This is a genomic window from Mesorhizobium sp. BR1-1-3, from assembly GCF_020165455.1.
GTDB classification, from domain to species: Bacteria; Pseudomonadota; Alphaproteobacteria; order Rhizobiales; family Rhizobiaceae; genus Mesorhizobium; species Mesorhizobium ciceri.
This window is the reverse complement of the sequence record NZ_JAIUIC010000015.1, coordinates 72,553-84,592: the sequence shown is the minus strand read 5'-3', so window position 1 is coordinate 84,592 and position 12,040 is coordinate 72,553. Positions and strand designations below refer to the sequence as shown.

Below are 12,040 nucleotides of genomic sequence, written 5' to 3'. Positions count from 1 at the left end.
CAAAATCGTCGAAACTTTGAAGCGAATTCTCCGTTTCAACGCATTGGTAACCGCCTGGTGCACAGATGCAGAAAGCTCAACAAGAGATGACCTCCGTGAAAGCAGCGCTTCTGTCCTTTGCCATGTTGTCCGCCATCGTGCTGTGCGGTCTCGGCATCTATGCCGCCGACGCAGCCAACAACCACAACGCCGTCGACGGTTACGGCGTCACCGCCTCGCTGCGCTAAAGCGGGAAGCGTCTTTCGCGTCCTCCGACGCGCGGCGCTCAAGCTTCCTTGATCGTCATTGTCAGGATGCGTTTGTCCGCGCCGTCGACGACGAGCGCGCTCAGCATGCCTGATTGCCAGGCAAGCGTGTCGACATTGACGCGGTTGGCCATCACTTCCGCCTCCGGCACCGGCGTGTGGCCGTGCACCACGATCTTCGGATAGAGGTCGGGGTGGTTGTGGAAGACGTCGCGGATCCAGATCAGATCCTGCGGGTTTTGCTTCTCCAGAGGAATGCCCGGCCTGATGCCGGCATGGCAGAAGAAGAAGTCCCCGAAAGTCACGGAAAACGGCAGCGATCGCAGGAAGTCGATGTGGCTTTGCGGCACGGCCTCGACCAGTGCCTGATGTCCTCTGCGCACGGCCGATTCGGCCTTGCCGAACCACACGCTTGTGCCTTCACTGATCGTTACGCCGTAAGACTGTGCCGTCTGGATGCCGCCGAACCGGATGAAAAGCCCTTCCGGGTCAGGGGTCTTGAGAAAATCGAGAAAGCCGATGTCGTGGTTGCCGGCCAGCATCAGGTGACGAGGGTCTCGCTCTTGCGCTTCGATCAGGAAATCGATGACGCCCTTCGAGTCCGGCCCGCGGTCGACATAGTCGCCAAGATGGATGACGCGCCAGTCGGCAGGCGCCTCCTGCTCGACCTCGGCCCTGATGCGCAGATGCATGGCGGCCAGCAGGTCGAGCCGGCCGTGGACGTCGCCGATCGCATAGAGACGGATGCCGTCCGGCCCATGCGCGTCGAGAAAATGGATGCCGGATTCTGCCAATTCTTCGGTGTCTCCGTGGTCAGGCGGTCACGGGACCTGGCGCCGGAGCTGGTCCTTGCCCATGTCGGTGACAAGACGCTTTCCGCACAGCGCCAGCGTGATGTCCATCTCCTTGCGGATGATTTCCAACGCCTTGGTAACCCCTTCCTTGCCAAGCGCCCCCAGGCCGTAAAGAAACGGCCGGCCTATATAGGTTCCCTTGGCACCGAGGCAAAGCGCCTTCAGGACATCCTGGCCGGAGCGGATGCCGCCATCCATATGCACTTCGATCGTGTCGCCGACCGCGTCGGCAATCTCTTCCAGCACGCCGATCGATGACGACGCACCATCGAGCTGGCGCCCGCCATGGTTGGAAACGATGATCGCGTCGGCGCCGGTCTTGGCCGCCATCAGCGCGTCCTCCTTGTCGAGAATGCCCTTGAGGATCAGCTTGCCGCCCCAGCGCTCCTTGATCCAGGCGACGTCCTTCCACGACAGATGCAGGTCGAACTGCTCCGTCGTCCACGATGCCAGCGAGGCCATGTTGCCGACGCCCTTGGCGTGGCCGACAATGTTGCGGAAGGTCCGCCGCTTGGTGCCGGCCATGGCGGCGCACCAGCGCGGGCGGATGGCCATGTCGACGATGTTGGTCAGCGTCAGCTTGGGTGGCGCCGAAAGCCCGTTGCGGATGTCCTTGTGGCGCTGACCGAGAATCTGCAGGTCGAGCGTCAGCACGAGCGCCGAGCATTTCGCCGCCTTTGCCCTGTCGATCAGGTTGAGCACGAAATCCTTGTCACGCAGCACATAGAGCTGAAACCAGAACGGCTTCGTGGTAACCGAGGCGACATCCTCGATCGAGCAGATGCTCATCGTCGACAAGGTAAACGGCACGCCGAATTCCTCCGCCGCCTGCGCCGCCAGCATCTCGCCATTGGCGTGCTGCATGCCGGTCATGCCGGTTGGCGCCAATGCCACCGGCATAGACACTTTTTCGCCGATCATCGTCGATGCCAGCGAACGGTTGTCCATGTCGACGAGGACGCGCTGGCGGAACTTGATCTTCTGGAAATCCTCTTCGTTGGCCCGATACGTGCTTTCGGTCCACGAACCGGAATCGGCATAGTCGAAGAACATCTTCGGCACACGCCGGCGTGCGAGGTCCTTGAGGTCGGCGATGGTCAGGATCTGGCTCATGGGCTTCCCGTTTCGATAGCTAGGAGCGTTTGCGTGCTGGTTCTGTATCGGTGGCGTCAACGCGCTGTTTCAACCTCAGCCGCGAGACGCGCTGCCAGTCGCCGCTGCGCTCGGCCTCCGCCATCGACCGTTCGACATAGGTGATGTGGTCCATCGCCGCCTGGCGGGCGGTGGCCGGGTCGCCGGCCTTCACCGCCGCATGGATCGCCCGGTGCTGCGCGAGCAGGGCGTCGCGCGCGCCGGGCACGGTGAACACCAGCAGCCGGTTCTGGAACACGCCCTCCGACAGCAGCCGATAACAGGAGCGCAGCGTGTGCAAAAGGATGATGTTGTGCGCGCATTCGCAGATCGCGTGGTGGAACTCGACGTCGATCTCGGCCTCGTCGTCGAAGTCGCCGGTCCGGTGCGCATCGTCCATGCGTGCCATGATCTTATCGAGCAGCGCCATGTCGTCTGGGGTGGCGCGCCGTGCCGCATATTCAGCCGCAACCCCTTCGATCTCGCGGCGGTATTCCAGATAGTCGGTCACTGCCTTGCGGTGCATCGAGATCAGGTCCGTCACCGGTTTGGTGAAGAGCTGGCCGATGACATCGGCGACATGCGTGCCGCCGCCGGGCCTTGTCGTCAAAAGGCCGCGTCCTTCCAGTGCCTTCAGGGCGTCACGCAGGATCGGCCGCGATACGTCGAACTGGCGTGCAAGCTCGCGCTCGCCCGGCAGCCGGTCGCCGGTGCGCAGCACGCCTTCGAGGATGAGGCTCTCGATCTGCTGCACCACCTCGTCGGCGGTGCGCGAATGCTCGATCCTGGAAAAAATGTCGCTCAACAGAATGCCTGGAAGGTGAACCGGTGCCGCAGAATAGAGCCTGCCTCGCCAACTGGTCAAATTATTTATCCAATTGACAAAAAGCTGGCCGATTTCCCGCCCGATCCCGTGATCTTCGGCTAACTTTGCCGTTTGCGTCGTCAGGCCATTGGCACTAGAGGGACGCGAGTGCAAGCGGGTTCAAGGAAACCCCCGGGGAACAAGCCGTGTCAGACGACCCGTCCGATCTCGAATTCCAGCCGCGCGCCAAGGGCAGCGTCATGGGCTTTCCCGCGCATGAGGGCCGGCCCGGCGCACTCGGCGAGGTTCATGCCCGGCCGCATCCGCTGATCGAAAAGCCACGCGTCCTGATGCAACTCGCCTTCATGACGGAGGGCGGCTCCGGCGTCGACCACGCGGTGCTTTCCGAACTGTCACGGCGCCTCGGCATCGCCGCGCCCGATCGCCAGGCCCGCCACCATGCCATGAAATGGGGCAAGGGCTCGCTGCGCTGGGAGCGGCACACCGAATTCTCGACCTATTTGTGGGAAGGGCCGCTTTCCGAAAGCGGCAGGACGCAGGAGGACTCACCCTTCGGCAACGGGTTTTCCCCGCCGGGAACCTGCATCTCCGGCATCAGGCTCGAAATCCGCAAATGGACGCAAGCAAGCGAGCAACTGATAGCCGGTTTCGATCCGACCAGCCTGTGCTACTCGCTGGTCGAGCGCGGAAACGCCGCCATCGTCACCGATTTTCGCCAGGATGGCGATGGCCTGACGCGCATGCTGCTGCTCGATCGCGGCTTGACCCCTGCGCGCACCGGCGCGTTGTCGCAGCGGCTTATCGACATCGAAACCTATCGGACGCTGGCCATGCTCGGCCTGCCGCTGGCATTGACCTTGTCCGGCCGCGCCCGCCGCATCGAGGACCGGCTGGCGCAGACCACGCTGGAGATGAAGGTCGCCGGGACTCGCGACAGCCAGACCTTGCTGGCCGATCTGACCGAACTTGCGGCGGAGCTGGAGGCGGACGCGGCGTCGAGCCTTTACCGTTTCGGCGCCAGCCGCGCCTATGACGGCATCGTCGGCGAACGGCTGGACGCACTCGAGGAAGAGGCTGTGCCCGGCTATGACACATGGCGCGGGTTCCTGCAGCGCCGTGTGGCGCCCGCAATGCGCACCTGCCGCTCGGTCGAGGAGCGGCAGGAAAATCTATCGCGAAAACTGACCCGCGCCACGACGCTGCTGCGCACCTGGGTCGATGTCGAGGTCGAGAAGCAGAACCGCGACCTGCTTGCCTCGATGAACAACCGCGCCCGCCTGCAATTGCGCCTACAGCAGACCGTCGAGGGGCTCTCGGTCGCCGCCGTCTCCTATTATGTGGTCGGCCTTGTCGGCTATGTCGCCAAGGGCGCCTCGATCTTCGGCCATGCCTTCGCGCCGGAGATCATTACCGCTGCTTCGGTGCCTGTCGCCATCCTGCTGGTCTGGTGGGGCGTGCGCCGCGTGCGCCGGATGCACTCCGAACCCGGCAAGCCGCCCGGCGAATAGCAGCGGCAGATTGCCGCTGCGTAAGCCTGTCTCCGCCTTGAAGTTGGATTCGCCGCCATTACAGGATTTGCACCCAACGCGCTTCACTGGTAAAAGATTTTGACCAGTCAAGCGAAATGAGGCTGCTGATGTCCGGCCTGGCCATGCCGAAACCAGACGATGCCACGATGCGCCGGCGCGACGAGATCGTCGCCGACATGCGCATCATCGTGCCGGGTGAGGGCGTTGTCGACGCCGCCAATTCCATGCGCGCTTTCGAGAGCGACGGCCTGACCGCCTATCGGCAGCTGCCGCTGGTTGTCGTGCTGCCGCAAACGGTGGCGCAGGTTTCGCGCGTGCTGAAATACTGCAACGACCGCAACATCCGCGTCGTGCCGCGCGGCTCCGGCACCTCGCTGTCGGGCGGGGCGCTGCCGCTCGAGGACGCGGTGCTGCTGGTCATGAGCCGTTTCAACCGTATCCTCGGGATCGATTTTCCCAATCGCGTCGTCGTTGCCCAGCCGGGCGTCACCAATCTCGGCATCACCACCGCCGTCGAGCAGGAGGGCTTTTACTACGCCCCCGATCCATCCTCCCAGATCGCCTGCTCGATCGGCGGCAATGTCGCGGAGAATTCCGGCGGCGTGCACTGCCTGAAATACGGCCTCACAGCCAACAATGTGCTCGGCATCGAGATGGTGCTGATGAATGGCGAGGTGGTGCGGCTGGGCGGCAGTCACCTCGATGCGGAAGGCTACGACCTGCTCGGCGTCATGACCGGGTCCGAAGGGCTGCTCGGCGTCGTCACCGAGGTCACCGTGCGCATCCTGAAGAAGCCGGAGACGGCACGTGCACTGCTGATCGGCTTCCCGACCAGCGAGCAGGGCGGCCAGTGCGTTGCCGACATCATCGGCGCCGGCATCATCCCGGGCGGCATGGAGATGATGGACCGGCCGGCGATCCATGCGGCGGAAGATTTTGTTCATGCCGGCTATCCCCTCGATGTCGAGGCGCTGCTGATCGTCGAGCTCGACGGGCCGGGCGTCGAGGTCGATCATCTGATCGGGCTTGTCGAGGCGATCGCCTACAAGAACGGCTCGACCACCTGCCGCATTTCGCAGTCCGAACAGGAACGGCTGAGCTTCTGGGCCGGCCGCAAGGCGGCGTTTCCGGCCGTCGGCCGCATCTCGCCCGACTACTACTGCATGGACGGCACCATCCCGCGCAAGGAGCTGCCGCGCGTGCTCGCCGGCATGCGCGAGCTGTCGGAAAAATACGGTCTCGGCGTCGCCAATGTCTTTCATGCCGGTGACGGCAATCTGCATCCGCTGATCCTCTACGACGCCAACGTACCGGGCGAACTCGACAAGGCCGAAAGTTTCGGCGCCGATATATTGCGGCTCTGCGTCAAGGTCGGCGGCGTCTTGACCGGCGAACACGGTGTGGGCGTGGAAAAACGCGACCTGATGCCGGAAATGTTCACCCAGATCGATCTCGACCAGCAGATGCGCGTCAAATGTGCCTTCGATCCCAACCATCTGCTCAACCCGGGAAAAGTATTTCCGCAGTTGCGGCGATGCGCCGAGCTTGGGCGGATGCATGTGCACCGCGGGCAGGTGGCGTTTCCGGACATTCCGAGGTTTTGAGGGTGATGACGGCGCGTGAACACCCCCCTCTGTCCTGCCGGACATCTCCCCCTCAAGGGGGGAGATTGGCAGCTTGCGCGCCTCGCCCTTCCGTCATCATTGAAGATTGGCGAAGCCATATGCGACATCTGATCTCCCCCCTTGAGGGGGAGATGTCCGGCAGGACAGAGGGGGGCGCCAGGGAACTCGGCATATCCGAACTCGCATCTGGCGCGGTCTCTTCATGACCACCTTCACCCCGACCACCCCATCCGAAGTCCTGTCCACCGTCGCCTGGGCTGTAGCGGAAGGCTCGCCGCTGGAAATCCTTGGCCATGGCTCCAAGCGTGGCATCGGCCGGCCGCTGCAAACCGAACACACGCTCGACCTGTCGAAATTATCTGACGTCACGCTCTATGAACCGGCTGAACTGGTGCTGTCGGCCAAGGCAGGCACACCGTTGGCCGGGATCGAAAAACTGCTGGCGGAAAACGGCCAGCAGCTCGCTTTCGAGCCGATGGATTACGGCCCGCTGCTTGGTGGCGAACCGGGCAAAGGTACGATCGGCGGTGTGCTCGGCGCTAACCTCTCCGGTCCGCGCCGGCTCAAGGCGGGGGCCGCGCGCGACCATGTCCTGGGCATCAATGTGGTGTCCGGTCGTGGCGAGGCCTTCAAGTCGGGCGGTCGCGTGGTCAAGAACGTCACCGGCTATGACATGTCGAAGCTGATGGCCAACAGCTGGGGCACGCTGGCCGTCTTCACCGACGTCACCTTCAAGGTGCTGCCGGCAGCCGAGACCGAAGTCACGCTCGCCATCCGTAGCCTGCTCGACGATGCCGCGGCCGCCGCCATGGCCCTGGCGCTTGGCTCGAGTGCTGAAGTATCGAGTGCCGCCCACCTGCCGGAGCGGATCGCCGCGCGCGTCGCCAGCGGCAGTCTCGGCAGCGAGGCCGCCACGCTGCTGCGCGTCGAGGGTTTCGGCCCGTCGGTCGCCTACCGCATCGCCGCGCTGAAAACGCTGCTCGGCAATGCCGGCCCGCTGGAGGAGATTGGCGGCGAGGTTTCGCGGCTGATCTGGCGCGACGTTCGCGATTGCAGGCCTTTCGCCGACGGCAGCGAGAAGCCGGTCTGGCGCATCTCGATGACGCCTTCTCAGAGCCACCAGATGGTCCTGACGCTGCGCATGCAGGCCGCCGTCAGCGCCTTTTATGACTGGCAGGGCGGACTGGTTTGGCTGCGCATGGAACAGGGCGATCCGGAAGCCGCTCTGCTGCGCGGGCTGTTGAGGAAACATGGCGGCGGCCATGCGACGCTGGTGCGCGCCGCACCCTCGCATCGCGCCGCTCTACCGGTGTTCGAGCCGCAGCCGCCCGCTCTTGCTGCACTATCGGTCCGCCTGAAACAGGAATTCGACCCCAAGAATATCTTCAATCCCGGCCGCATGGCCTAGGACATCAGCGATGCAGACCAATTTTTCGCTTGCCCAGCTTGCCGATCCGCATGTCGCGGAATCGGAAAAGATCCTGCGCAAATGCGTGCATTGCGGCTTCTGCACCGCGACGTGCCCGACCTATGTGACACTCGGCAACGAGCTCGATTCACCGCGCGGGCGCATCTACCTGATCAAGGACATGCTGGAAAACGGCCGTCCGGCCGACAAGCAGATCGTCACCCATATCGATCGCTGCCTGTCGTGCCTTGCCTGCATGACCACCTGCCCGTCGGGCGTCAACTACATGCATCTGGTCGACCATGCCCGCGCCCATATCCAGGAGACCTACAAGCGGCCACTGCTCGACCGCCTGACCCGCGCCATGCTGGCCTTCGTGCTGCCCTATCCCCAGCGCTTTCGCGCCGCGCTCAAGCTGGCGAAGCTGGGCAAACCGTTCATCGGCCTGTTCGACAAGGTTCCGGCGCTGAAGCCGCTCAGTGCGATGCTCAAGCTCGCACCGGCCTCGATCCCGGCAGCTTCGCCGATGGCCTCGCCAGGCATCCATGCCGGGCAGGGGACCAAAAGAGGCCGCGTCACCATCCTCACCGGCTGCGCGCAATCGGTGCTCGATCCCGCCATCAACGAGGCGACGATTTCGCTGCTGACACGGCTCGGCGTCGAGGTCTTGGTGCCGCCGGGCGAAGGCTGTTGCGGTGCGCTGGTCCATCATATGGGGCGGGAACAGGCCGCGCTTGCCTCGGCGAGGCAGAATGTCGACGCCTGGACACGCGCCCTCGACCAGGGCGGGCTCGATGCCATCGTCATCACCGCCTCGGGCTGCGGCACGACGATCAAGGACTACGGTTTCATGCTGCGGCTCGACCCGGCCTATGCCGACAAGGCCGCGCGCGTCTCGGCACTGGCCAAGGACGTTACCGAATATCTCTCGACCCTCGACCTGCCCGAACCGGTTCGCAAGCCGGGCACTGTCGTTGCCTATCACTCGGCCTGCTCGATGCAGCACGGCCAGAAGATCACCCGCCAGCCGAAAGAACTGCTGGCCAAGGCCGGCTTCATCGTGCGCGAGCCGCTTGAAGGACATCTCTGCTGTGGCTCCGCCGGCACCTACAACATCCTGCAGCCCGAGATCTCGGCCAAACTGCGCGACCGCAAGGTGAAAAACATCGAGGCGACGGGTGCCTCGATCGTCGCCACCGGCAACATCGGCTGCATCACGCAAATCGCTTCCGCCGCGATGATGCCGGTGGTGCACACGATAAAGCTGCTCGACTGGGCCTATGGTGGGCCGAAGCCGGAAGGTGTTCTGGAAGAGACCCTGATCGCGGCGGAATAGGACGACCTTGGCGGGCGCTTACTCCGCCGCAAGCCTGTCGGCCGTACCGTAGGTCGCCTCGTAGAGCGCGCGCTGGCGGCTGAGCGCGACCATGGTGTTGCGCAGCAGGATGGCGACCGTGATCGGGCCGACGCCGCCCGGCACCGGGGTGATCCAGGAGGCGACCTCGCGCACGCTTTCAGTGTCGACGTCGCCGACGATGCGGCTGGAGCCGTCGGGGGCGATTTCGGAATTGATGCCGATGTCGATGACGGCAGCGCCCGGCTTGACCATGTCGGCCTTGATCAGCCGCGGCTTGCCGACGGCGACGAACAGCGCATCGGCGCGCCTTGCATGGGCGGCGACCGATCGCGTCATGTGGTGGCAGACCGTCACCGTCGCGCCTTCGCTCATCAACAGGAAGGCGATCGGCTTGCCGACGATTTCCGAATGGCCGACGATGACGACTTCCAGTCCCTTGAGGTCGAGGCCGGTTTCCTTCAGCAGCTCGACCGAGGCGGCCGCCGTGCAAGGCGCGAGATCGAGCTGGTTGTAGACGATGTTGCCGATCGAGGCCGGATGCATGCCTTCGACATCCTTCAGCGGATGCACCGCCGCTTGCAGCGTCTTGATGGGGATATGCGCTGGCACGGGCCGCTGGATGATGATGCCGGTAACGCGCGGATCGGCATTCAGGCCGTGGATCGCAGCTTCCAACTCGCCTGCCGTGATGGTGGCAGGAAAGCGCCGTTCCTCGAAATCGATGCCGGCGAGCTCAGCCTTGGCGCGCTGGTTGCGCACATAGACGTCCACCGCATCGGTGTCGCCGACGGTGATCGAGATCAGCTTGGGCGGAAAACCCTCGGCTTTGGCGATCGCTGCGTCCTCGCGAACGGCGGCGATGATGCGCTGGGCGACCGGGCCGCCCTTGAGATAACGGCTGTCTTCGGACAGAGGCATGGGTGAACTCTTTTGTGGAACTTGCCACCGAGATAGCAAAAGAATGCGGCAAAGGGCAGCATGAAAGCGAACCGCTATGCCCGTTGCGCGACGCGTGGGTGGCCTTTTGCCCTCGATTTCTGCTCAAAACGGAAAGGGCAGCGCGGTTTCCCGTGCTGCCCTTCCTGACCGGCCGCATCCCCATACGGCCCGTCCCCCGTATCCCTAAACTGGCCTCGAAACGCGGACTGCTTTGCCGGCCAGGTGATTCGCAAGGACTATTATATCACCTCGACCGTGGTTCCGACATTGACCCGCTCATAGAGATCGACGACGTCCTCGTTGCGCATGCGGATGCAGCCCGACGACACCGCGCCGCCGATCGTCCACGGCTGGTTGGTGCCATGGATGCGGTATTCGGTGGTGCCGAGGTAGAGCGCACGGGCACCAAGCGGGTTCTCCATGCCGCCGGCAAGATAGGTCGGCAAATAGCGGCCCTTGGCGGCTTCGCGCTTGATCATCTGCGCCGGCGGGCGCCAGTCCGGCCACTCGCGCTTGTTGGTGATCTTGTGCGTACCCGACCATTCGAAGCCCGGCTTGCCGGTGCCGACGCCATAGCGCCTTGCCTTGCCGTTCTTCTCGACCAGGAAGAGGAAATTCTGCGTGGTGTCGATGACGATCGTGCCCGGCTTCTGGCCTCCGTCATAGTCGACTTCCTGCGGCAGGTAGATCGGGTTGATCTGGGGACGCGCGACCATGCGCTTGGCCGGCGGCTGCACCGCCGCCGTCTGCACCCGGTCGGGCTGCGCCGGGCGCAGGCGTCGCTGCTGCTGCACCACCTGCCGGTTCTGGCGCACGATGCCGGGCGCATGGCCAAGCTGCAGCACCCAGGGTGCGGAAAGGTCGGGGCTCACCATCACCGGCGGCCTGTCGGCATAGCGGTCGCCGGCGATTGAGGGTGTGACGCCGGCGGCAAACACAGCCACGGCGCCGAGCACGGGAAACAACACTGTCTTCATCGTAACGCACCTTGATCGTCTGATACAAACGGGTGGAAACGTCCTCCCGGTTCGGCGATCATTGGCGCGCAAGCAGCAACCGAAACATGAATCGGAATGCGTAAAATGCGGCTTTGTCAGTAAACCTTTTGGTGTGGTTACCGCCGGGTTCAGGAATCTGGTAAAGCCGCAGTAAATGCCGCGCAAAGCGCGTTAACGAACGGATTTTGGCCTATGGACAAGGAACACACCGGCCTGCTCGCCGGCCCCGACGGTGTCGCGCGCTGCTTCTGGCACGGCAATCTGCCCGACTATCTGCACTATCACGATCATGAATGGGGCCGGCCTGTGGCCGACGACCGCAGGCTGTTCGAAAAGATCTGCCTGGAAGGCTTTCAGTCGGGCCTGTCGTGGCTGACCATACTGCGCAAGCGGGAGAATTTTCGCGAAGCCTTCGCCAATTTCGAATTCGACAAGGTAGCAAGCTTCACCGACAAGGATGTCGAGCGCCTGCTCGGCAATGCCGGCATCATCCGCCATCGCGGCAAGATCGTCTCGACCATCAACAACGCCAGGCGCGCCCGCGAAATGGTGGACGAATTCGGCTCACTGGCCGCCTGGTTCTGGAAGTTCGAACCCGGCAAGGACGAGCGGCCGCAAATCGTCGACCTCGCCCATCTGCGCGCGAACCCGACAACGGCCGTCTCGGTGCGGATCTCGAAGGAGCTGAAGAAGCGCGGCTGGAGCTTTGTCGGCCCGACCACGGTCTACGCTTTCATGCAGGCCATGGGCCTGGTCAACGACCACCTCGAGGGCTGCGCCTGCCGCCAAGAGGTCGAGAAGCAGCGGAAGGCTTTCAGGCGGCCGAAATAGGCTCAGGTGCCGTTGGCGCTGGCCAGCACCAGGCCGGCGACGATCGCCACCACCGTGGCCAGGGTCGGATAGATCACCAGCAGGCCGGTCATCAACGCGTCGCGCATGGATGGTCCCTTGCCGGTGTCGGCGGGTACTTCGAACGGTCCGGCAGCCTGGCTGACCATTTTCGGGACGTTGATGTCGGCCGGGCGCAAGCGTGCGGACAATCCGGCATCGCTGTCGATGGCATGGAATCTTGCTGTGCTGGTCATGGCCGCGAACCCCTCATTTCCCGCGCTTTATCGGCGGCGATTG

Annotated in this window: 12 protein-coding genes; 6 read left to right on the top strand and 6 right to left on the bottom strand. The window is 63.9% G+C overall.

All coding sequences use genetic code 11. The annotated features are described in order from the left end of the window. The first annotated feature begins 95 nt into the window (after positions 1-95). Positions 96-227 (top strand): hypothetical protein, encoded by a 132-nt coding sequence (locus LB559_RS32925; RefSeq protein WP_013893872.1) that lies wholly within the window; start codon positions 96-98, stop codon positions 225-227. Positions 228-265: 38 nt separating this feature from the next. Here the strand turns inward: LB559_RS32925 and LB559_RS27570 are convergent, their stop codons facing one another. From LB559_RS27570 to LB559_RS27560, 3 genes are read right to left on the bottom strand one after another with little or no spacing between them, the layout of a single operon-like run. Then, on the bottom strand, positions 266-1,039 hold the full coding sequence (locus LB559_RS27570; RefSeq protein ID WP_224675442.1) for a metallophosphoesterase family protein: 774 nt from the start codon (positions 1,037-1,039) through the stop codon (positions 266-268). Between the two features lie 27 nt (positions 1,040-1,066). Then, on the bottom strand, positions 1,067-2,212 hold the full coding sequence (locus tag LB559_RS27565; RefSeq protein WP_013530347.1) for an alpha-hydroxy acid oxidase: 1,146 nt from the start codon (positions 2,210-2,212) through the stop codon (positions 1,067-1,069). Between the two features lie 19 nt (positions 2,213-2,231). Continuing rightward, the gene (locus tag LB559_RS27560; RefSeq protein ID WP_032808722.1) at positions 2,232-3,035 is read right to left on the bottom strand and encodes an FCD domain-containing protein; all 804 of its coding nucleotides are present in this window, start codon (positions 3,033-3,035) and stop codon (positions 2,232-2,234) included. 206 nt (positions 3,036-3,241) lie between these two features. Here LB559_RS27560 and LB559_RS27555 point away from each other — a divergent pair, with 206 nt between their 5' ends. The 4 genes from LB559_RS27555 to glcF all read left to right on the top strand — a co-directional run bounded on the left by LB559_RS27555 (position 3,242) and on the right by glcF (position 8,954). Further along, a complete protein-coding gene (locus LB559_RS27555; protein WP_013530349.1) occupies positions 3,242-4,564 on the top strand; it encodes a DUF3422 family protein in 1,323 nt (440 codons plus the stop codon). A 128-nt stretch (positions 4,565-4,692) separates the two neighbouring features. Further along, positions 4,693-6,189, top strand: a complete 1,497-nt coding sequence (locus LB559_RS27550; RefSeq protein WP_013530350.1) for an FAD-linked oxidase C-terminal domain-containing protein — start codon at positions 4,693-4,695, stop codon at positions 6,187-6,189. Between the two features lie 223 nt (positions 6,190-6,412). Then, a complete protein-coding gene (locus LB559_RS27545) occupies positions 6,413-7,618 on the top strand; it encodes an FAD-binding protein (RefSeq protein ID WP_013530351.1) in 1,206 nt (401 codons plus the stop codon). 10 nt (positions 7,619-7,628) lie between these two features. Further along, complete coding sequence (gene glcF, locus LB559_RS27540) at positions 7,629-8,954, top strand: glycolate oxidase subunit GlcF (RefSeq protein WP_224675441.1); 1,326 nt, start codon at positions 7,629-7,631, stop codon at positions 8,952-8,954. Between the two features lie 18 nt (positions 8,955-8,972). Here glcF and LB559_RS27535 read toward each other — a convergent pair whose 3' ends face one another. Next, positions 8,973-9,893, bottom strand: a complete 921-nt coding sequence (locus LB559_RS27535) for a bifunctional 5,10-methylenetetrahydrofolate dehydrogenase/5,10-methenyltetrahydrofolate cyclohydrolase (protein ID WP_013530353.1) — start codon at positions 9,891-9,893, stop codon at positions 8,973-8,975. Positions 9,894-10,153: 260 nt separating this feature from the next. Then, positions 10,154-10,891 carry a L,D-transpeptidase gene (locus tag LB559_RS27530; RefSeq protein ID WP_013530354.1) on the bottom strand — a complete coding sequence of 246 codons (738 nt, stop codon included), beginning with the start codon at positions 10,889-10,891 and terminating at the stop codon, positions 10,154-10,156. 213 nt (positions 10,892-11,104) lie between these two features. On the opposite strand from LB559_RS27530, the gene LB559_RS27525 reads away from it, so the two are divergent. After that, a complete protein-coding gene (locus LB559_RS27525; RefSeq protein WP_013530355.1) occupies positions 11,105-11,743 on the top strand; it encodes a DNA-3-methyladenine glycosylase I in 639 nt (212 codons plus the stop codon). Positions 11,744-11,745: 2 nt separating this feature from the next. Here LB559_RS27525 and LB559_RS27520 read toward each other — a convergent pair whose 3' ends face one another. Next, a complete protein-coding gene (locus tag LB559_RS27520) occupies positions 11,746-11,997 on the bottom strand; it encodes a hypothetical protein (protein WP_024502332.1) in 252 nt (83 codons plus the stop codon). Positions 11,998-12,040: the final 43 nt, after the last annotated feature.